Genomic DNA, 19,380 nt, shown 5'->3' on the forward strand with positions numbered 1-19,380 from the left:
GCCATGCTTTCTCGACCCTATAGAGGCTCTTGAGAAAGTCGTCCTAGTTTCGCTGACGAGCGCCCTCTGATGGTCTGGAAAGGGCGCCGGAAAGGCAGGGAGGAACGTGATCCACACACTGATCTATCGCTTCTCGGATTCCGTGCCGGCCGGTCAGAAGGAACAGTTCTTCACCGAGCTGCGGGAATTGGCGCTGGAGTCCGGGCTGGTCGACGACTTCGGCCATGCCACGCACCACTGGCTCCCGGTGGACGAGAGCGCCCGGGGCATGACGGCCACCGACATCGTGCAGTTCTCCTGCGCGGACCAGCAGAGTCTGGAGAAGTTCTCGCAACTGCCCCACGTCCACCAGTTCATCGCCCGCTGGCGTGCCGATGTCCCCTACGAGGCCGCGTACGCCAATCACGCGGAACTGCTCACCCGGCTTCCTGAGGCAGGATCTCGCATGCAACACACCGAACACACCGTGACCGTGTCCGCTCCCGCCGAGACCGTCTGGGACGTCCTGGTCGACGTGGAGGGCTACGCGCGCATCTTCCCACCCACCCAGGAGGTGACCGTCCTGGAGGAGTCCCCGCGCCACCAGATAGCCCGGCTCGTCGTCGACGTGAACGGCACGGTCCAGTCCTGGGTGTCCCGGCGGGACATGGATCCCGGCCGCCGGGTGATCGCGTACCGCCAGCTCGAACACGCCCCGATGATGGGGCACATGGGCGGCGAGTGGAGGGCACTGCCCCTGGACGAGTCCACCACCCAGCTCGTGCTCACCCATGACTTCAAGCCGAGCGACCCGGTCGACGGAAAGGTCGCCGGGCGCTTCACCTACGCCGAGGCACGGGCGCACATCGAGGCCGCCGTGGAGCGCAACAGTGTGGCCGACCTTGACGCGGTCAAACGCGAGGCCGAGCGCCTGTACCGGCAGGCGGAGCAGGCCGCATGACCCGGTTGTTCGACCTCAGCGTGCCCCTGGAGGACTCCCCGAGCGAGGCCACGCCGGTCAAGGTGGACCTCCTCGACCACCGCACGGGCGCGGCTGTCCTGGGACTCGCCCCGGACGACTTCCCCGGCGGCATGGCGATCTCCAACGAGACGGTCACCCTCACCACGCACACCGGCACCCACGTGGACGCCCCGCTCCACTACGGCCCCCACACCGGTGGCCGGCCGGCCAAAAGCGTCGACCAGGTTCCGCTGGACTGGTGCTACGGGCCCGGAGTCCGCCTCGACCTGCGGCACGTGCCGCCAGGTGACGCCATCACGCCCGGGCATCTGACCGCCGCCCTGGACGGCATCGGCCACGACCTCGTACCGGGCGACATCGTGCTGCTGTGGACCGGCGCCGCCGCCCTGTGGGGCACCGCCGAGTACCTCACGCGGTACCCCGGGCTGAGCGGGGAGGGCACCGCGTATCTGTGCGAGCGCGGCGTGCGGGTCATCGGCATCGACGCCTGGGGTCTGGACCGCCCGATGCACGCCATGATCGACGACTACCGCCGGACCCGGGACCCTTCCTGTCTGTGGCCCGCCCATGTCTACGGCCGTACCCGCGCCTATCTCCAGCTGGAGAAGCTGGCCGGGCTGGACGCCCTGCCCGCGGCCACGGGATTCACCGTCGCCTGTTTCCCCGTGCCGGTGACGGGCGCCGGAGCCGGCTGGTCGCGCGTGGTGGCCGTCCAACAGGAGCCGCGCGATGAATGAGCCCGCCACGGAGTCGGCCGGAGCCACTCCGGCACCCGCCGATCTGGTCGGGGTGTGGCGGCTGGTCTCCTTCCACGATCTCGGTCCCGCCGGGGAACGCCGCGAGGGCCCGCTCGGGCCGGCACCGCGCGGTCTGCTCATCTACACCGCCGACGGTCACGTTTCGGTCAGCATGAGCCGTGCGCCGGACGCTCCGCGCGACGGCACCCGGTTCATGGGCTACGCCGGCACCTGGCAGCTCACCGGTCACCAGGTCGTGCACACCGTCGCCGTCACGCCCCGGGCCGGCTGGGCGGACACCCGGCAGGTGCGCGACCTGCAGCTCGCCGGAGACCGCCTGACACTGCACGGCACGGACACCGGGCCGCCGGTGCCCCAACGCCGCGTCCTGACCTGGCAGCGCGTACGACCGGTCCAGGCAGCGGCGTCGGTGAGCTTCACCGACCGGTCCCGTCACCACGAAAGGCTTTCGGCAGATGACTGAACACATCCCGCCCGGGCCGTTCCGGTTCGGTGTCTTCCTCGCCCCCTTCCACCGCTGCGGGCAGAACCCGACACTGACCCTGGAACAAGATCTGTCCCTGATGGAGCACCTGGACGCACTCGGCTTCGACGAGGCGTGGATCGGGGAGCACCACTCGGGCGGCTGGGAGACCATCGGCTCTCCGGAGGTGTTCATCGCCTCCGCCGCCGCCCGGACCCGGCACCTGCGGTTCGGCACGGGGGTGGTGTCCCTGCCGTACCACCACCCGCTGATGCTTGCCGAGCGCATGGTGCTCCTCGACCACCTCACCCGGGGACGGGCCATGCTCGGTGTCGGGCCGGGGGCCCTGCCATCGGACGCCCACATGATGGGCATCGAGGTCGCACGGCAACGGGACATGATGGCCGAGTCGCTCGAGGCGGTGATGGCCCTCCTGCGTGCCGAGGAACCCGTGACCCGCAAGACCGACTGGTTCCGGCTGCAAGACGCCCGATTGCAGCTGAGCCCCTACACCCGGCCGCACTTCGAGGTCGCCGTGGCCGCCATGGCCTCGCCCTCGGGGCCACGTGTCGCCGGACGGTTCGGCTGCGGCCTGCTGTCCACGGCAGGCACGCAGGCGGCCGGATTCGACGCGCTCGCCGGCCACTGGTCCATCGTGGAAAAGCGCGCATCCGAGTACGGCGCCCGGGTCGACCGGTCGACGTGGCGCATCGCCGGCCCGATGCATCTGGCAGACAGCCGCGAGCAGGCGGTCGCCGAGGTCGCGTACGGACTGCCGGACTGGCTTGAGTACTTCGAAAAGGTGGCGACGCTGCCCCTGGCGCCCGGCGCCACCCACCCCGCCGAGATGGCGGAGGCGATCAATGCCTCCGGATACGGAGTCATCGGCACTCCGGACGACGCGATCACCCAGCTCGAACGGCTGTCGCGGCAATCCGGCGGCTTCGGCTGCTATCTGCTGATGACGCACGACTGGGCGCCCCCCGGACCGACCCGCCGCTCCTATGACCTGTTCGCACGGTACGTCGCGCCGGGCGTACGCGGCGCGCTGGCCGCGCCGCGCGCCAGCCTGGAATGGGTGGCTGAGAACCGGCCCACGTTCATGGGGGACGCGGAGGCCGCCATGCGGGCCGCGATGGGCGGCCGGGACCGGTGAGCGGGGGAAGCGGGACGATGCTCGGCCACCACCTGCCCGTGGCCGGGCCGGCCGAGCAGGAGATACGGCGGGTCGCGGCCCTGGCCGCCGAACGCGCGCCGCAGGCCGACGAGCGGCGCAAGCTGTCGCAAGAGGTGGCGCACGCCCTGTGCCGGGCCGGGTTCGCACGGCACTTCGTACCTCGCCGACACGGCGGTGCCGGTGGCTCGTTCGGGGCCCTGCTGCCCGCCCTGATCGACGTGGGACGAGGCTGCGCCTCGGCCGGCTGGTGCGGACTCATCGTCGCCTCCTCGGGCCGGATCGGCGCGTACCTGCCCGAGCCGGCACGGCACGAGCTGTGGCGTGAGGGACCGGATACACCGCTCGCGACAGCACTGGCGCCGGCCGGAACGGCCGTACCGGCCGACGGCGGCTGGCGGCTCAGTGGTACCTGGGACTTCGTCAGCGCCGTCGACCACGCCGAGTGGGCTCTGCTGTGCACACCGCTGCCCGGTCCGGACAGCGCGCCCGAACCGCATTTCTGCGCTCTTCCCCGCCAGGACTACTCGATCCGGGACACCTGGCACACCACGGGGATGCGCGGGACGGGCAGCAACACCGTCGTCGTACGGGACGCCCTTGTGCCTGCCCACCGGACCTTCCCGCAGCGCCGGCTGCTCACCGGTACCGGACCGTGCGCCGAGGGCGACGGGTACGACGTTCCGCTGCTCGCGGCGATGCCGCCGCTGTTCGCCGCGCCGGTACTCGGGGCCGGTTACGCGGCGCTCGACGCGTGGACACAGCTCATGCGCCGCAAGAACACGCCCGGCGGGCCCATCTGGAGCAGCGAGAGCGCGCAGGCCACGCTGGTACGCGCGGCCGCGGGGCTGGAAGCGGCCCGGTCGGTCCTGCAGGACTGCTGCCGTACGGCGGATGCCCGGCCGGCGCCGAACCAGGCCGGGGCGCTGCGCAACGCCCGAGGGGCGGCCATGGCGGCCGAACTCGTTCTCCGTACGGTGGACGACCTGTTCCGCGCCGGGGGCACCGCCGCACAGACACGGTCCAACCCGTTGCAGCGCGTGTGGCGGGACGTGCACGCAGCCACCCAGCACAATGTGCTTCGTTTTCAGTGGAGCAGCCGCCAACTGGCCGAACGGGTCTGGGAGAACGGCGAGCCGGTGGAGTAGACGGCGGCGAGCGGGGCGGGGCGTGAACACCGGACGCGGTGGTGGGGCCCCGTCGCGCATGCTCCGGCGCGCGCCGGTCAGACGTGGTGAAGCCCCGGAGGCACGTAGTGAAGCTCCGGGTCCGCGGTGAGGATCAGCTGGTGCAGGCGGTACAGCTCGGGAGAGGGCTCCAGCCCCAGCTCATCGATGAAGGAACGGCGCAGGCGCTGGAAGACTTCCAGCGCCTGCGAACGGCGCCCCGCGCGGTGCAGGGCCAGCATGAACTGTGCGTGTAAGTGCTCGTTGAGCGTGTGCGTCTCGGACAGCGCCGTGAGTTCGCTGAGCAGGGCGTGGTGCCGGCCCAGCCGCATGTCCATCTCGATGCGCAGTTCCAGCGCGGTGAGCCGAGCCTCCTCCAGGCGGCGTATCTCCACCTCGAGCACCGGGCCGGCCGCGACATCCAGCAGTGGTTCGCCCGTCCACTGGCCGAGCGCGGCGCGCAGCCGCCGCGCGGCGGTGTCCCAGTCCTCCGCGGTGAACGCCGAACGTCCCTGCGCCACAAGAGCCGTGAACCGCTCCAGGTCGATGTCCGCGGAGTCGGTCATGAGGCCGTAGCCGTTCTCCTTGGTCGTCAGGATCTGTTTTGCGCCCTTCGGTGACGCGCCGTGCGCCACGAGGGCCTTCTGGATGAGTTTGCGCACCTGCAGGATGTAGGTCTGCAGCGCGGCGGTGGCGGTTTTCGGCTTGTCCTCTCCCCACAGTTCCTTCATCAGCGTGGCGGTGGACACGACTCTGTTGGCATTGAGCAGCAAGACGGCCAGCACCTGCTTGGGTTTGCGCGCGGCGGGAAGCACCGGGCGGTCGTGCATGCGAACGTCGAACGGACCAAGTATGCGAGCCTGGATCACGCGAAGAACCTCTTCGTCTCGTTCCTCGTACTCCGGCGTCGTGCAGAACATCGAGCCTAGGTACGTCCGCGTGCGACATCCATGGACGGGCAAGGAATTTACGGTTGTTTGCCCGTATTTGGTGTCATTTTCAAGTCTTCGGCGGCAGACAGAGCGAGTGCCCACTCCGGAAAGGAGCAGGCACTCGTTTTTCGGCCACACCCCCGACGAGCCGTCGGGTCCGTGCCGGGTGTCAGGAACCCGCCTGCGCGAGCGCGTGGTTGATGGCGTTCAGCAGCTCTCGCGGCGTCCGCCGCTCCATCAGCTCGTCCTCGTCCAACCGGCTGCCGAAGCGCCGGGTGAGCTGTGTGGCCGTCTCCATGATCGCCAGCGAGTCGTATCCCAGGTCGGTGAACGACGTGTCCAGCGTCTCCTCGCTCACCACCGCGATGCCGTCCTCACCGGCGGTCTCGCGCAGTACCTGACGCAGATCCTCAGTGGTCATACGGTCCATGAAAGGCAACTCCTTCACTCGTCCCGGGCACGGCCACCCGCCCCGGGGCCACCTGCGTTCCTCACAACTCAGCCGTGCCGGCCGCGGACGTCTCCTGCGGACACCACCAGCGCGGAGTTGAAGCCGTGCCGGCCGCGGGCGAGCACCAGCGCATGGCGTACCGGCACCGCCCGGTTCTCGCGCACCACGTCGATTCCGTATTCCGCAGGCACCCGGGCGGTGTGCGCGGTGGCCGGTATCAGCCCGTCCCGGATGGTCAGCAGCGCACTCACCACGTCCACCGGCGGACCGCCGGCCGACAGTCGGCCCGTGAGCACCTTCGGCGCGGTCACAGGGACGCCTTCGGGTCCGAACACACCGCGGAGCGCCTCGGCCTCCTCCTGGTCGAGCTGCGGCACACCGACCGCGTCCGCGAACACCACGCCGATCTCTTGCGCCCCCACCTCCGCGTCCGACAGCGCGGCCTCGATCGCCCGGCGCAGCCCGCGAGGCCGGCCGGAGCCCCGCGGCGGATCGAAGGTGGACGCGTGCCCGGACACCACGCCGTGGACGCGCGACACTCCGCGCTCCAGCGCCGCGTCGGCGCGCTCCAGAACGAGGATCGCACCGCCCTCGCCCGGCACGTATCCGTGCGCCCGCTCGTCGAAGGGCAGATACGCCTCCTCCGGCTCGGTGGACGTGCTCACCCTGCCGCCCGAGACCTGGGACACCCAGCCCCACGGGTCCAAGGCCGAGTCCACCCCGCCGGTCGTGACCAGAGCCGTGCCCCGGCGGGCGCTGCGCAGCGCCTGCCCGATCGCGTCCAGTCCGCCGGCCTGTTCGGCGACCAGGGCCGCGCAAGGGCCGCGCATGCCGTGCCGGATGGAGATCTGACCGGTGTTGACGGCGTAGAACCAGGCGAAGGACTCGTAGACGCTGACGTGGTGCGGGCCTTTCGCCCACAGCTTGGCGAACTCGCGGTGGGTGAACTCGAATCCGCCGCAGGCCGTGGAGGTGACCACCCCCATCCCGTACTCGGGTAACGCCCCGGTGTCGACCGCGGCGTCCGACAGGGCCCGCTCCGCAGCGAACAGAGCCAGCCGGGTCATCCGGTCCGTCTGCGGCAGCAGCCTGCCGGGCAAGTGCTCCGACGCGTCGAACTGCCTGATGCGCCCGGCGAGCCGGCACGGATAGCGCGAGACGTCGAAGCCGTCGTGCTCGGCGACCGCGTTCTGCCCCGCCAGGCTTGCCCGCCAGAACGTCTCGGTGTCCAGGCCGGTGGGAGCGGCGACACCCATGCCGGTGACCAGGACCGGAGTTGCGCCGCTCATGCGCGTACCCCGCCCGGCCGGCGCAGCACCATCGCGCTCTGGAACCCGCCGAATCCGCTGCCGATGGTCAGCACGGTGCGCAGTGGCTGCTCCCGCGCGACGAGCGGCACGTAGTCCAGATCGCATTCGGGGTCCGGCTCGTGCAGATTGGCCGTCGGCGGGATCAGCCCGTGGTCCAGGGCGAGCGCGCACGCGGCGATCTCCAGGGAGCCGATCGCGCCGAGCGAATGGCCGACCATCGACTTGATGGAACTGACCGGCACACGGTCCGCGCGGGAGCCGAGGCTGCGCCGCACGGCCGCCGTCTCGTGCCGGTCGTTCTGCTTGGTCCCCGATCCGTGGGCGTTGACGTAGTCGACGTCGCCGGGATCGGTGCGGGACGCGCGGAGGGCGGCCTCGATGGCGGCGGCCATCTCGCGGCCGTCGGACCTCAGTCCGGTCATGTGGTACGCGTTGCAGCGCGTGGCGTACCCGGTGATCTCCGCGTAGACGCGGGCGCCCCGGGCCCGGGCGTGCTCGTACTCCTCCAGGACGAACATGGCCGCCCCTTCGGCCAGGACGAACCCGTTTCGGGTCCGGTCGAAGGGACGCGAGGCGTGCTCCGGGTCGTCGTTGCGGGGGGTCGTCGCCTTGATCGCGTCGAAGCAGGCGACGACGATCGGGGTGATCGGCGTGTCGGTCGCGCCGGCCAGCACGACGTCCACGGAACCGTCCTCGATGCGCTCGCAAGCGTGGCCGACGGCGTCGATGCCGGAGGTGCAGCCGTCGGACACCAGGGTGACCGGTCCCTCGGCACCGACCGCCCACGCCACCTCCGCCGGCATGACCCCGGGCGTGAGGTAGTCGAACATGTGCGGAGACAGATAGGAGTCGTCGACCAGCCAGTTGCGGCCGGTGTCGGAGAGTACGACGTATTCCTGCTCGAGACTGGTCGCGGCGGCCACGGCGCTGCCGAGGGTCACCCCGATCCGGTGCGGTTCGAGCGCCGTCAGGTCGACGCCGCTGTCGTCGACGGCCTCCCGTGCGCAGACGACGGCGAATTGCGTGGCCCGGTCCATCCGCCGGACCTGCCTGGGGCTCAGGCCCTCCGCCAGTGGATCGAAGGCGCACTCGCCGGCGATCTGCGAGCGGTGGGGGGAGGGGTCGAAGAAGGAGATGCGGCGGGTCGCCGTGCGCCCGGAGCTGAGCAGGTCCCAGAACTCCTTCTGCCCGCAGCCGCCGGGTGCGCGTACGCCCATTCCTGTGATGACTACTCGCCTGGACAGGGCTACCTCCGAGAAAGTGTGTGGGTGGATTCCGAGGTCAGGGGCCGGCCTCGGGTGGACGCAGACGGTGGAAACGGCTGCGGAAGTAGACGAGGGGCTCGCCGTCGCCGACGACGCAGTGGTAGACCTCGCCGATGAGGATCAGGTGGTCGCCGGCCGGGAGCCGCTGCGTCGTACGGCATTCCAGGCGCACCAGCGCGTCATCGAGCAGCGGCACCCCCGTTGCCGCCCCGGCCAATCGGCGGCCACGGAACTTGTCGGCGCCCTTGCGCGCGAATCCGGCCGCCAGATCCTGCTGTCCCGCCCTCAGGACATGGACAGCGAAGCAGGAGGCCGCCTCGAACGTGTCCCGGCAGTTGGCGTCGCGGTCCAGGCAGACCGAAATCAGCGGCGGGGACTGGGAGACGGAGGAGAAGGAGCTGGCCGTGAAGCCCTGGGGGCGGCCGTGGTGATCGCTGGCAGTCACCACGGTCACCCCGCTCGCCCAGCGGCTCAGGCAGGCCCGGAACTGTTCCGGGGACACCGCCGGCTGGGCGACCGCGGCCGGGGTGCCGGGAAAGGAGGAGAGATCAGACATGTCCTGTCCTTGAGAGCGTGAGGGGCACGCACGGCACGTCACGTCCGGGCCTGGGCGCCGTCGGCCGCGGCCCGCATGACCTGGTCGAGCAGCCGCATGCTGACGAGGTTGTCGCGGCCGTTCACCGGAGCGGGGCGGCCCGCGTCGAGGGCCGCAAGCCAGTCGGTGAGCAGCCGGTCGTTGAGGTCGTGCAGGGGGACAGGTGCCGCGGTGGCGGGGACGCCGGTCGGTTCACCGTCGACGAACAGTCCGCCGTCGACGACCGTCAGCGTCGCGTCACGGCAGGTCACCTGCCATCCGGAGTCGAAGCGGACCAGTGCGCGCCCCGGTCTTGGTGCCAGGGTTGCCTCGTAGTGCACGGGCACGCCGTCCCCCGTGCGCAGCAGCGCGGCAACGGCGCCGCCGGCCGGGAACGGGCTCCAGGGCGGATTCCACTCCGCGGCCCCCACGACGTTCAGCTCCGTGCCGAGGCAGTGGCGCAGCAGATCCAGATGGTGGATGGCCGCCTCCAGGAAGACGGGGTGGTCCATCCCGACCCGCCATTCCATGCCGGGCGCCCACCCGTGGCTGTCGAGGGCCATCTCCACGGACACGGAGGTCACGGGGCCGTACCGGCCCTCGTCCAGCAGCTCGCGCAGTGCGCGGAGGCAGGGGAAGTACCGCATCTGCTGGACCACGGTGACTGATTCCGGCGTCGGGCCCGCGCGCACGATGTCCTCCGCGGACTTGAGGCTCCAGCCCAGCGGCTTGGCGGCGATCAGCCGGGCGCCGTGGGCGAGGGACACCAGCGCGTGGGCCCGGCGGTACGGTGGCGGGCTGGAGTCCACGACCAGCTCGGCGCCGACGTCTCGCAGCAAGGCCGCGTCCAGCAGGTCCCGGACCGCGTGCGGCGCCAGCCGAAAGTGCCGGGCGGCCTCGTCGCGGGCCTGGGCGTCGGGATCGACGACGGCGACCACATGGATGCGGTCGCTGTGGGCGGTGAGCGACGGCCACCAGGTCCGGCCGAAGCCGCCGACGCCCACGAGAACCGTGTTCAGACGCGGGGAAGCGGGGGCGGGGTTCATGTGCAGGCCTCCCACCGCCGGTCAGAACAGCCCGCCGTCGACGGGCAGCACCCGCCCTGTGATGTAGGACGCGTCCTCGGTGGCGAGGAACGCGTAGAGGGCCGCGATCTCCTCCGGGCGTCCCACCCGCTGCAGCGCACTGCTGGCGCGCAGCCACTCCTCGTCCGGTATCCGCAGCTCGGGGTGGCGGTAGTGGTGGCCGTACTCGACGGCCATGTCGGTCGCGGTTCCGCCGGGCGACACGGCGTTGACGGTGATCCGGCGCGGACCGAGCTCGGCGGCGAGGCTCAGCACCATCGCCTCGACGGCACCCTTGCTGGCCGCATACAGGGTGTGGCCGAACACGGCCCGGTGGACGCTCACCGAGGAGGTCAGAATGATCCGGCCGCCGGGTGCCATGTGACGGGCCGCTTGCTGGGCGGCGAACAGCTGGCCGCGGGTATTCACCGCGAAGACACGGTCGAACTCGGCTGCCGTCAGCTCCTCCAGCCGTCCGAAGTGCTCGATCCCCGCGCACGAGGCGAGGACATCGAGACCACCGAAGGTCTCCACGGCCCGGTCGGCCAGCTCGCCGATCTGCTCGGGGTCGCCGACGTCGGCGCACACGGCGAGCGCCTGCGCTCCCTGCCCCTTCAGCCGTGCCGTCACTTCCTCGGCGGCCTCGACCGCCCGCTGGTAGCCGATGACGACGGCCGCTCCCTCGGCCGCCAGCCGGGTGGCGACCGCCGCACCGATGCCCCGGCTGCCACCCGTCACCACGGCCGTCCTGCCTTCGAGCCGCCCGCCCATGTCGTCACACTCCTCATGCCGTCGCGTCTGCTGCAGGCAACAGCCTTGGAGAGGGAGCTAAAGGCGATGGGGACAGCTCTCTGAAGAGCCGGTCAAGTGCGCTGGCCGCGGCCGGTCACCGCGCCGCGGACGACTCCGGCTCGTGCTCCGCCTCGGTCTCGGCCTCGGGACGGCCTGCCGGCAGCACCCCGGCGAGGAGGATCACCGCGACCAGGATCCCGGCGATGACCTCGAACGCGTGGCCGTACGAGCGCGCCAGACCGGCCGCGCCGGCGACATCGCCGGCCACCGTGGCCAGCACTGCGAGGCCCAGGGAGCCGCCGACCTGCCGGGTGGCGTTCATCAGGCCGGAGGCGATCCCCGCGTCCGGCGCCGCGACACCGGAGGTCACCACAGCGGTGACGGGCGTCATCAGCAACCCGAGACCCAGGCACATCAGCAGAGCCGGGCCGAGAATGCCGGCGAGATACCCGCTGTCCGGGGCGAGACGGCTCTGCCAGAGGAATCCGGCGGCTGAGACGGCCGCACCGGACATGATCAGGGCGCGGTGACCGATCAGCTTCATCAGGCGGGGGGCGAGCCGGGAGCCGACCACGATCATGGTGGTGTGCGGAATGTAGGCGACACCGGTGCGCAGGGCGCTGTAGTGCAGCACGTTCTGCATGGACAGCGACAGGAAGTACCACATGGGGATGAAGGCCGCCCCCACCAGCACCATCACACCGTTGCCCGCGGACACCGATCGGCTGCCGAACAGCCGCAACGGCAGCAGCGGCGACCTCGTCAGCCGGGCCTCGGCCAGCAGGAACAGGCAGAGCACCGCGGCGCCCCCGGTCAGCGCTACGAGTGTCACCGGGTCGCTCCACCCGCGCGGGTCCGCCTGGCTGATCCCGTAGACCAGGGAGGTCAGCCCGACCGTGGCGAGGACCGCGCCCCGCACGTCCAGTCGCTGGGCGTCCCGCCCCGGTCCCCGGCCGGGGAGGAGCGAGGCCGTCAGCAGGATCACCACCGCCCCGATGGGCGCGTTGATCAACAGCGTCCAGCGCCAGGAGAGGTACTGCGTCAGCACACCGCCGACCAGGTTGCCCGCGGCACCGCCCGCCGCGCCCACCGCCGTCCAGGCTGCCAGGGCCCGGGCACGGTGCTCCGGCTCGGTGAACGTCGTCGTCAGGAGAGTCAGCGTGGCCGGGGCGAGAACGGCCGCACCGAGCCCCTGCACGGCACGCGCCGCGACCAGCAGCGCCGGGGTGTCGGCAAGGCCGCCGACCAGGCTGGCTGCGGAGAACAGGGCGAGCCCCAGAGTGAAGATGCGCTTGCGTCCGTAGAGATCGGCGAGGCGTCCGCCCAGCAGCAGGAAGCCGGCGAAGACCAAGGAGTAGGCCGTCACCACCCACTGCAGGCCGACCGGGGAGAACCCCAGTCCCCGACGGATCGACGGCAGTGCCACGTTCACCACCGACACGTCCAGCACCACCATGAACTGTCCTGCGCAGGCGATCGCCAGGACCGCCCAGGGCCCGGCACCGGAGCGGGTGCGTTCCGCCGTCCGGTCCGCCTCCGTGACCTCAGCGGCCATGTTGCAGCCACCTCCTTGTGTGTACGTCCTCGTGCAGATGCGTGCGTCGTCCGGTACCTCGATCCTGGGGGCCGCCCGCATCCCGCGGCAGACCCCCGTGTTCATGGCAGTGACAGGGCTACCCGCGCCTCTGACGCGCGCAGGCGGGAAGGAGGGAGACTGGGGCGGGAAGGGAGACGCTCAGAAACATGACCGCTGCAGACGAACTGGGCGCGTTTCTCCGGGCCCGCCGCGCCCGCATCCAGCCGACCGACGTCGGGCTGCCCTCAGGCTCGGGGCTGCGCAGGACACCAGGCCTGCGCCGGGAGGAACTGGCCGCCCTCGCCGGCATCAGCATCGAGTACTGCATCCGGTTGGAACAGGGCAAGGAGTCCAACCCCAGCGGCCCCGTCCTGGATGCCCTCGCCCGGGCCCTCCGCCTCGACCAGGAGGAGCGCGCCCACCTCTACGGCCTGGCCAATCAGGCCGCCCGCCGCGCCCCGGGAGTCCCCGCGTCCCAGCACGCGGTGCGCCCCGGGACTCGACAGCTCATGGAGACGGTGCGGCCCTGCCCGGCGTACGTCCTCAATCGCACCAACGACATCCTCGCGGCGAACCCCGAGGGCATCGCCCTCCTCGCGGGCATCGCCGAGTGGCCGCCAGAGCGCCGCAACACCATCCGGTACACGTTCTTGCACCCGACGGCCCGCACGCTCTATCCCGACTGGCGCAAGGCCGCGGCCGACAGCCTCGCCCAGTTGCGCCTGGTCCAGGCGACCGACGCGAACGCCGCGGACCTGGCCGCCCTGGTCGAGGAACTCGACGCGCACAGCGAGGAGTTCGCCTGCATGTGGAACCGCTACGACGTCGGCAGGCGCCGGTCCGGGCGGAAGACGTTCCGCCATCCGCAGGCCGGCACCTTCACGCTGACGTCCGAGTCGCTCCATCTCGACGACCGCTCCCAGCGACTGACGGTCTTCCAGGCCGATCCTGGGAGCCTCGACCAAGACGCGCTCAAGGTCCTGTCCGCGGTGACCTCCCTCACCGATCTGCCCTGACGCCCGGCCGGCAGATCCCAGAACTCCTTCTGCCCGCGGCCGCCGGGTGACCACGCCCTGCACGATCAGCGAGCTGACACCCCGTCAGGGCAGTCGTCAAATGAGCGTCACGAGCCGTTCCCCACTCGGGAAGGAAACAGACTGCGGCACGAGGAAACCTGGTGGCATCCGCCCCACTGAGACGCGGCGCCCGTGGCCGACATGGTGGCCATGCTCCATGGCGGTCTCGAAGCGCGGGTCACGCCCTGGGACAGCGACATTCCGTTGATGGCCGACGGCGACGGAGAGATCGTCTGCCGGTACGGCCTCGGGGCCGCCGGCCCCGTGCCGCCCCTGGTCTCGATACGGATCCGCCACCGGGCCACCTCGGGGCGCCGGCTGTGGTGCGTCCTGCTCGACCTCACCGACAGCTACACCTCCCATACCGGGCTCTTCGACGACGGCCGGTTCGTCGGACCGGGCTACACCGGGTACGCCCTCGACAACCGGCCCGTGCAACTGTCCCTGCCGGCGCACAGGCCGCCGCGGCCCGGCGCATTCGTCCGGGACTGGCTGAAGCTGATCGTCTGCGAGGGCGAGTTGAACACCGTGCCCTTCCATCTCGACCGCTGGGACCCGCTCGCACCCCTCGGCAGCCGGGGCACCGCACTCCGGCACGCGGACGGGGTGCTTCGGTTCGACGCGCCCGCACGGAGCAGCAGGGACGCTCAACCGGAGGAATCGGGCGGGCCGGGGCCGTGCCTCCTACGACGGGCCGTTCGCCGCCAACGTGCGCCGCACGGTTCTCCACGGCTGCTCGGCAATCGGAGGGCAAAGGGATGCCCTCCTTCTTCGCCGAGCGGTTCGGGGCCCGACAGCCCTGGCGCGTCGGCCAGTTCGTGAACGCGCCGGCGATCACCGACCCGAGCTACGGCGAGCACGCCCGTCAACCCCGAACCTGCCGGTGAGCCGTCGACGCACGCTTCGGCGCCCGCGTCATGATCGCCGCGCCCGGCCGGGGCGCGGATCTGAACGGCCCGGCGGCCCAGCCCTACGCACCGCTCGCCACGACCGCCATACGAATCCGCCCGCTGAACGAACGGGTCAGTCCACCGGCGGACTGCCAGAAGCCAGCACCGCTCCCAGAACCTCATTCCGTCCCGTACCCACGACGTCGAACGTCAGGAAACGGGGAACCAGGCCGACAGGCGCTTTGCAATAGCCGGTACATCGATGTTGTCCTGCGCGACTTCCTCGACGAACGGGCCAGCCACGGAGACGGGTGGCGGGGCGGTATTGGCACTGACGCCGTTGAACCGCAGGAAGACACGCATGGCAAGCCAGGCGGTGCGCTTGTTGCCGTCGATCAGCGCATGATTGCGAGCGACGGAGTGCAGCAGTGCCGCCGCCTTCTCGTGCAGCGTGGGATACAGTTCGGCCCCGAACACGTTCGTCCGGGGCCGTTCGATCGCTGACACCAAAAGACCCATGTCACGCACGCTGTGCTCGGTATCGTTGACCGTGCGAGCGATGGCCAGGATCTCGTCGATATGGATGTAGCGCACTTGGGTCACTTCAGGTAGTCCAGGATCTCCGCATCGCTGTCCATCAGCTCGGCCAGGACGTCATCAACCTTCAGCTCGGCCCGGCGCTGGGCGTCACGGATGGCCTCGATGGCAAGTTCCTGCTTGCTGCGACCCTCCCGACGAGCCCGCTCGGTGAGCTTCGCGTCAAGGTCTTCGGGGAGTCGGAGTGTCATCGCCATACAGGAATGATACCGGGCTGGTATCTGGGTGGCGAGGTGATATCAGCCACCCAAGACCTCGGACCACGACGCCGTCCTTCGTGGCCCGGTCGGGCCTGCGGCCCCGGCTCCGAGGTGCGTGCGACGAGGTGGCAGCACGCGCCGCCGCTGGCGAGGTGCAGTCGGCCCCCCAAACCGGAGTCCTTGCCCCGCGCCAACGGCCCCGGTCTGCGGCCCAGGGCCGGAGAGGTCCGAGGCTGAGGCTTCCGATATTCGAGCGTCATCCGAGCGTCAAAAATCCTGCATTGCGCATCGCCACGTCGCCGCGAGACCCACGCTGACCCTCGAACCTGCAGCTCAGAGCGTTCTGCACAAGCGAACCTCAGTCGACGCATTCCGCGAGCGAAAACAGGTCGAGCTGACCACCTGAAATGCAAAACGGCAGGTCAGAGGCCCTTCTCGGCAGGCTCGAGGATCGCCACGCACTCCACATGATGCGTCATCGGGAACAGATCGAACGCCCTCAGCGTCCGCACCCGGTACCCGCCGTCCCGGAAGTAGCCCAGGTCGCGGGCCAGCGCCGCGGGGTCGCACGCCACGTAGGCGATGCGGCGGGCGCGCAGGGAGGTGAGGTGGTCGACCGTCGCGCGGCCGGCGCCCGCGCGGGGCGGGTCGAGGACGATGAGGTCGACCTCGGTGATGCCGGTGCGCGGCAGGACGGATTCGACCTTGCCCTGTTCGATGCGGACCCGGGGGAAGTCGGCCAGGTTGTGCCGCGCGTCCTCCACCGCCCGCTTGCCGGACTCGATGCCGAGGACCGCGCCCTTCTCACCGAGGCGGTCGGCGAGGGCGCCGGCGAACAGGCCGACACCGCAGTAGAGGTCGAGGGCCATCTCGCCCTTGCGCGGGAGCAGTCCCTGCATCACGGCGGTGACCAGGGTGTCCGCCGCCTTCGGGTGGACCTGCCAGAAGCCGCCGGCGCCGACGCGGTGGGTACGGCCGTCGGCGCGCTCGCGGACGAAGGGGCGGCCGTGCACGCGGTGCACGCCGCCGGACTTCTCGTCGACCCGCAGCACGGAGACCGGCTTGTCCAGCTCGACCAGGGGAAGGCGGGCGCCCGGCCGCGGGGTGAGGATCACCTGGCGGTCCTGGGAGCCCGTCGCCGCGATCGCCTCGACCGACTCCATGCCGGTCCAGTCGTGCTTCTCGATGCCCAGCTCGGAGACGCCGGCCGCCGCGATCATGCAGTGGTCGATGCGCTCGACCTCGTGCGAGCGGTGGCGGCGCAGACCCGCGTGCCCCTCGGCGTCGACGGCGTACTGCACCCGGGTGCGCCACTGCGGCACCTCGCCGGCCGGCAGTTTGTCGCCCTCGGCCGGGACGACCGTGCCGTCCCAGCCCGCCTCCTCCGGGGTGAGGCCCGCGAGCCGCCTGAGCTGCTCGGCGATCACATCGGCCTTGAGCCGGCGCTGGGCGCCCGGCTTGGCGTGCTGCCAGTCGCAGCCGCCGCAGCGGCCGGGGCCCGCGAAGGGGCAGGGTGCCTCGATGCGGTCCTTGGACGCCTCCAGGACGCGTACGGCGTCCGCGCGCAGGAAGCGGGCGCCCTCCTCGCCCTCGGTCACCCGTGCCACCACCCGCTCGCCGGGCAGCGCGTGCCGCACGAAGAGGACCTGGCCCTGCTCGGTACGGGCGATGCAGTGGCCGCCGTGGGCGACGGGGCCGATCTCGACCTCGTACTCCTCGCCCACCAAAGACGTGGTCGGTGCTGCCTGCATGGTGGGTGACTCCAGATCGAGTTGCCGAGGGAGGGACACGGAAGGTCGGGAGCCGGGTCCGGGCGGTCGAGCGCGGCCCGGTGAACCGACAACAGCCCACCAGTCTACGGCCTCGCCGCCCGGGACCCGACCCCCGGTGCCGCGTCAGTCCTTCGTCGACGGCTCCTTCGGCCGCTCCCCCGCCGGGCCGCGGCGGACGGCGCCGGGCGCGCTCCACTCCTGGCGCCTGCGGGCCCTGACCCGGGCCACCTCGGAGGAGGCCAGCTGGTAGGGCACGGAGGTGACCATCACGCCGGGCGTGAACAGGAGGCGGCCCTTGAGGCGCAGGGCGCTCTGGTTGTGCAGCAGGTGCTCGTACCAGTGGCCGACCACGTACTCGGGGATGATCACGGAGACCGCGTCGCGCGGGGACTCCTTGCGCAGGCCCTTGACGTACTCGATCACCGGGCGGGTGATCTCGCGGTACGGCGAGTCCAGGACCTTCAGCGGTACGTCGATGCCGCGCCGCTCCCACTCCTCGCGCAGCACCTTGGTCTCGGCCGGGTCGACGTTGACCGTGAGCGCCTCCAGGGTGTCGGAGCGCATCAGCCGGGCGTAGGCCAGGGCCCGCAGGGTCGGCCGGTGGATCTTCGAGATCAGCACCACCGAGTGCACCCGGGACGGCCGGACCAGGTCGTCGTCCGGCTCCTCGGGGGCCGCGATCTCCTCGGCGACCCGGTCGTAGTGCTTGCGGATCGCGGTCATGGTCGCGAAGAAGATGCACATGCCCAGCAGGGCCACCCAGGCGCCGTGCGTGAACTTGGTGACCAGGACGACGACCAGCACCAGGCCGGTGAGGAAGGCGCCGAAGGTGTTGATCGCGCGCGAGCGCACCATGTGGCGGCGCTTGGCCGGGTCCTTCTCGACGGCCAGGTGGCGGTTCCAGTGCCGGACCATGCCGGTCTGGCTCAGGGTGAAGGACACGAACACGCCGACGATGTACAGCTGGATCAGGCGCGTGGAGTCGGCGCCGTAGATCACGGTCAGCAGCGCGGCGGCGCCGGCCAGCAGCACGATGCCGTTGGAGAAGGCGAGCCGGTCGCCGCGGGTGTGCAGCTGGCGGGGCAGGTAGCGGTCCTGGGCGAGGATCGAGCCGAGCAGCGGGAAGCCGTTGTAGGCGGTGTTCGCCGCGAGGAACAGCACCAGCGCGGTCGCGGCCGCCAGGAGCACGAACAGGAAGCTGCCCTTGCCGAAGACGGCCTCGGCGACCTGGGAGATCACCGGGTTCTGGACGTAGCCGGAGCCGAGGGGGTGGCCGTTGCTGATCAGGTCGGTGGCCGGGTTGGCGGCCATGCGGACCTTGGTCGTCGCGGCGAGGGCGATGATGCCGCAGAACATGGTGACGGCCAGCAGGCCCATCATCGCGAGGGTGGTCGCCGCGTTCTTCGACTTCGGCTTGCGGAAGGCCGGGACGCCGTTGGAGATCGCCTCGACACCGGTGAGCGCGGCACAGCCGGAGGAGAAGGCGCGCAGCATCAGGAAGACCAGCGCGAAGCCCGCCAGGCCCTGGTGCTCGGCCTTGATGTGGAAGCCGGCGGTCGGCGCCCGCATGGTGTCGCCGAGCACCAGACCGCGGAACGCGCCCCAGAGGATCATGACGAAGACGCCGCCGACGAACACGTACGTCGGGATCGCGAAGAGCTTGCCGGACTCCTTGACGCCGCGCAGGTTCATCAGCGTCAGCAGGACGATCACGGCGGTCGCGCAGAGGACCTTGTGCTCGACCACGAACGGGACGGCCGAACCCAGGTTCTCGATGCCGGAGGCGATGGAGACGGCGACGGTCAGCACGTAGTCGACGAGCAGCGCGCTCGCGACGGTGAGGCCGGCCTTGGGGCCGAGGTTGGTCGTCGCCACCTCGTAGTCGCCGCCGCCGCTCGGGTAGGCGTGCACGTTCTGGCGGTAGGAGGCGACCACGGTGAACATGAGCACCACGACCGCGACCGCGATCCAGGGGCTGAAGTGGTACGCCGACACGCCCGCGATGGACAGGACCAGCAGAACCTCCCCCGGCGCGTAGGCGACGGAGGACAGCGGGTCGGAGGCGAAGACGGGGAGTGCGATGCGCTTGGGCAGGAGCGTTTCGCCCAGCCTGTCACTGCGCAGTGCGCGCCCGATCAGGATCCGTTTGGGCACGTCGGTCAGTTTGGACACGAGAGAGGATCGTAAGCCTTCGTACAGGGCGCCGCCCACCCCGTCCGCAATATCTTCCCCATGGGTGAACTCCACGGCGAAGTGATGTACGGATTCCGTGGCCCGGGCTCCGGCCGTGTCTAGATGGCAAACCCCGCCTGCCGCCCAAGCCTGGAGGCCCTCATGCCCCCGACCGCTGAGCTGATCG

Annotated in this window: 19 protein-coding genes; 7 read left to right on the forward strand and 12 right to left on the reverse strand. The window is 70.9% G+C overall.

What is annotated here, in order from left to right; genetic code table 11:
- Window positions 1-106: 106 nt before the first annotated feature.
- Genes FRZ03_RS02125 through FRZ03_RS02145 form a run of 5 tightly spaced genes read left to right on the forward strand, consistent with a single transcriptional unit; the run spans window position 107 to window position 4,504 of the window.
- Complete coding sequence (locus FRZ03_RS02125) at window positions 107-940, forward strand: aromatase/cyclase (RefSeq protein WP_146463413.1); 834 nt, start codon at window positions 107-109, stop codon at window positions 938-940.
- Window positions 937-1,698 carry a cyclase family protein gene (locus FRZ03_RS02130; protein WP_146463416.1) on the forward strand — a complete coding sequence of 254 codons (762 nt, stop codon included), beginning with the start codon at window positions 937-939 and terminating at the stop codon, window positions 1,696-1,698. Before FRZ03_RS02125 ends, FRZ03_RS02130 begins: the two co-directional genes overlap by 4 nt.
- Window positions 1,691-2,182 (forward strand): lipocalin-like domain-containing protein, encoded by a 492-nt coding sequence (locus tag FRZ03_RS02135; protein ID WP_146463418.1) that lies wholly within the window; start codon window positions 1,691-1,693, stop codon window positions 2,180-2,182. The genes FRZ03_RS02130 and FRZ03_RS02135 overlap by 8 nt, the downstream gene beginning before the upstream one ends.
- Window positions 2,175-3,338 carry an LLM class flavin-dependent oxidoreductase gene (locus tag FRZ03_RS02140; RefSeq protein WP_146463420.1) on the forward strand — a complete coding sequence of 388 codons (1,164 nt, stop codon included), beginning with the start codon at window positions 2,175-2,177 and terminating at the stop codon, window positions 3,336-3,338. Before FRZ03_RS02135 ends, FRZ03_RS02140 begins: the two co-directional genes overlap by 8 nt.
- A 17-nt stretch (window positions 3,339-3,355) precedes the next feature.
- The gene (locus tag FRZ03_RS02145; protein WP_146463422.1) at window positions 3,356-4,504 is read left to right on the forward strand and encodes an acyl-CoA dehydrogenase family protein; all 1,149 of its coding nucleotides are present in this window, start codon (window positions 3,356-3,358) and stop codon (window positions 4,502-4,504) included.
- A gap of 77 nt (window positions 4,505-4,581) precedes the next feature.
- On the opposite strand, the gene FRZ03_RS02150 is transcribed toward FRZ03_RS02145, so the two are convergent.
- The 8 genes from FRZ03_RS02150 to FRZ03_RS02185 form a co-directional block, all read right to left on the reverse strand.
- Window positions 4,582-5,442 carry an AfsR/SARP family transcriptional regulator gene (locus FRZ03_RS02150; protein WP_261398465.1) on the reverse strand — a complete coding sequence of 287 codons (861 nt, stop codon included), beginning with the start codon at window positions 5,440-5,442 and terminating at the stop codon, window positions 4,582-4,584.
- Window positions 5,443-5,623: 181 nt separating this feature from the next.
- Window positions 5,624-5,875 carry an acyl carrier protein gene (locus FRZ03_RS02155; RefSeq protein ID WP_261398466.1) on the reverse strand — a complete coding sequence of 84 codons (252 nt, stop codon included), beginning with the start codon at window positions 5,873-5,875 and terminating at the stop codon, window positions 5,624-5,626.
- A 77-nt stretch (window positions 5,876-5,952) separates the two neighbouring features.
- Window positions 5,953-7,194, reverse strand: coding sequence for a ketosynthase chain-length factor (locus FRZ03_RS02160; RefSeq protein WP_146463426.1), 1,242 nt, complete (start codon window positions 7,192-7,194; stop codon window positions 5,953-5,955).
- A complete protein-coding gene (locus FRZ03_RS02165; protein ID WP_146463428.1) occupies window positions 7,191-8,459 on the reverse strand; it encodes a beta-ketoacyl-[acyl-carrier-protein] synthase family protein in 1,269 nt (422 codons plus the stop codon). The genes FRZ03_RS02160 and FRZ03_RS02165 overlap by 4 nt, the downstream gene beginning before the upstream one ends.
- A 37-nt stretch (window positions 8,460-8,496) precedes the next feature.
- Window positions 8,497-9,036 carry a flavin reductase family protein gene (locus FRZ03_RS02170; protein ID WP_146463429.1) on the reverse strand — a complete coding sequence of 180 codons (540 nt, stop codon included), beginning with the start codon at window positions 9,034-9,036 and terminating at the stop codon, window positions 8,497-8,499.
- 38 nt (window positions 9,037-9,074) lie between these two features.
- Window positions 9,075-10,100: a Gfo/Idh/MocA family protein gene (locus tag FRZ03_RS02175; protein ID WP_146463432.1), complete on the reverse strand. Its 1,026-nt coding sequence runs from the start codon at window positions 10,098-10,100 to the stop codon at window positions 9,075-9,077.
- A 21-nt stretch (window positions 10,101-10,121) separates the two neighbouring features.
- Window positions 10,122-10,889, reverse strand: coding sequence for an SDR family NAD(P)-dependent oxidoreductase (locus FRZ03_RS02180; RefSeq protein ID WP_146463434.1), 768 nt, complete (start codon window positions 10,887-10,889; stop codon window positions 10,122-10,124).
- 115 nt (window positions 10,890-11,004) lie between these two features.
- Window positions 11,005-12,465 (reverse strand): MFS transporter, encoded by a 1,461-nt coding sequence (locus tag FRZ03_RS02185; protein WP_146463436.1) that lies wholly within the window; start codon window positions 12,463-12,465, stop codon window positions 11,005-11,007.
- A gap of 188 nt (window positions 12,466-12,653) precedes the next feature.
- On the opposite strand from FRZ03_RS02185, the gene FRZ03_RS02190 reads away from it, so the two are divergent.
- Both FRZ03_RS02190 and FRZ03_RS02195 read left to right on the forward strand, forming a co-directional pair.
- Window positions 12,654-13,502 carry a helix-turn-helix transcriptional regulator gene (locus tag FRZ03_RS02190; RefSeq protein ID WP_146463438.1) on the forward strand — a complete coding sequence of 283 codons (849 nt, stop codon included), beginning with the start codon at window positions 12,654-12,656 and terminating at the stop codon, window positions 13,500-13,502.
- Between the two features lie 192 nt (window positions 13,503-13,694).
- Window positions 13,695-14,384, forward strand: a complete 690-nt coding sequence (locus FRZ03_RS02195; protein WP_146463440.1) for a hypothetical protein — start codon at window positions 13,695-13,697, stop codon at window positions 14,382-14,384.
- A 278-nt stretch (window positions 14,385-14,662) separates the two neighbouring features.
- Here the strand turns inward: FRZ03_RS02195 and FRZ03_RS02200 are convergent, their stop codons facing one another.
- From FRZ03_RS02200 to FRZ03_RS02215, 4 genes are all read right to left on the reverse strand, one after another.
- Window positions 14,663-15,055: a type II toxin-antitoxin system death-on-curing family toxin gene (locus tag FRZ03_RS02200; protein ID WP_146463442.1), complete on the reverse strand. Its 393-nt coding sequence runs from the start codon at window positions 15,053-15,055 to the stop codon at window positions 14,663-14,665.
- Window positions 15,052-15,246, reverse strand: a complete 195-nt coding sequence (locus tag FRZ03_RS02205) for a ribbon-helix-helix protein, CopG family (RefSeq protein ID WP_146463444.1) — start codon at window positions 15,244-15,246, stop codon at window positions 15,052-15,054. The genes FRZ03_RS02200 and FRZ03_RS02205 overlap by 4 nt, the downstream gene beginning before the upstream one ends.
- A 425-nt stretch (window positions 15,247-15,671) precedes the next feature.
- On the reverse strand, window positions 15,672-17,000 hold the full coding sequence (locus tag FRZ03_RS02210; protein ID WP_146463445.1) for a class I SAM-dependent RNA methyltransferase: 1,329 nt from the start codon (window positions 16,998-17,000) through the stop codon (window positions 15,672-15,674).
- A 144-nt stretch (window positions 17,001-17,144) separates the two neighbouring features.
- On the reverse strand, window positions 17,145-19,193 hold the full coding sequence (locus tag FRZ03_RS02215; protein ID WP_146463447.1) for an APC family permease: 2,049 nt from the start codon (window positions 19,191-19,193) through the stop codon (window positions 17,145-17,147).
- Between the last annotated feature and the right edge of the window lie 187 nt (window positions 19,194-19,380).

The sequence above is a fragment of the Streptomyces misionensis genome (genome assembly GCF_007896895.1).
Classification (GTDB): domain Bacteria; phylum Actinomycetota; class Actinomycetes; order Streptomycetales; family Streptomycetaceae; genus Streptomyces; species Streptomyces misionensis_A.

Coding starts and splice junctions, on each gene's coding strand:
- FRZ03_RS02130 (WP_146463416.1), top strand. CDS start 937: ATGACCCGGTTGTTCGACCTCAGCGTGCCCCTGGAGGACTCCCCGAGC.
- FRZ03_RS02135 (WP_146463418.1), top strand. CDS start 1,691: ATGAATGAGCCCGCCACGGAGTCGGCCGGAGCCACTCCGGCACCCGCC.
- FRZ03_RS02140 (WP_146463420.1), top strand. CDS start 2,175: ATGACTGAACACATCCCGCCCGGGCCGTTCCGGTTCGGTGTCTTCCTC.
- FRZ03_RS02145 (WP_146463422.1), top strand. CDS start 3,356: ATGCTCGGCCACCACCTGCCCGTGGCCGGGCCGGCCGAGCAGGAGATA.
- FRZ03_RS02150 (WP_261398465.1), bottom strand. CDS start 5,442: ATGTTCTGCACGACGCCGGAGTACGAGGAACGAGACGAAGAGGTTCTT.
- FRZ03_RS02155 (WP_261398466.1), bottom strand. CDS start 5,875: ATGACCACTGAGGATCTGCGTCAGGTACTGCGCGAGACCGCCGGTGAG.
- FRZ03_RS02160 (WP_146463426.1), bottom strand. CDS start 7,194: ATGAGCGGCGCAACTCCGGTCCTGGTCACCGGCATGGGTGTCGCCGCT.
- FRZ03_RS02170 (WP_146463429.1), bottom strand. CDS start 9,036: ATGTCTGATCTCTCCTCCTTTCCCGGCACCCCGGCCGCGGTCGCCCAG.
- FRZ03_RS02175 (WP_146463432.1), bottom strand. CDS start 10,100: ATGAACCCCGCCCCCGCTTCCCCGCGTCTGAACACGGTTCTCGTGGGC.
- FRZ03_RS02180 (WP_146463434.1), bottom strand. CDS start 10,889: ATGGGCGGGCGGCTCGAAGGCAGGACGGCCGTGGTGACGGGTGGCAGC.
- FRZ03_RS02185 (WP_146463436.1), bottom strand. CDS start 12,465: ATGGCCGCTGAGGTCACGGAGGCGGACCGGACGGCGGAACGCACCCGC.
- FRZ03_RS02190 (WP_146463438.1), top strand. CDS start 12,654: ATGACCGCTGCAGACGAACTGGGCGCGTTTCTCCGGGCCCGCCGCGCC.
- FRZ03_RS02205 (WP_146463444.1), bottom strand. CDS start 15,246: ATGGCGATGACACTCCGACTCCCCGAAGACCTTGACGCGAAGCTCACC.
- FRZ03_RS02210 (WP_146463445.1), bottom strand. CDS start 17,000: ATGCAGGCAGCACCGACCACGTCTTTGGTGGGCGAGGAGTACGAGGTC.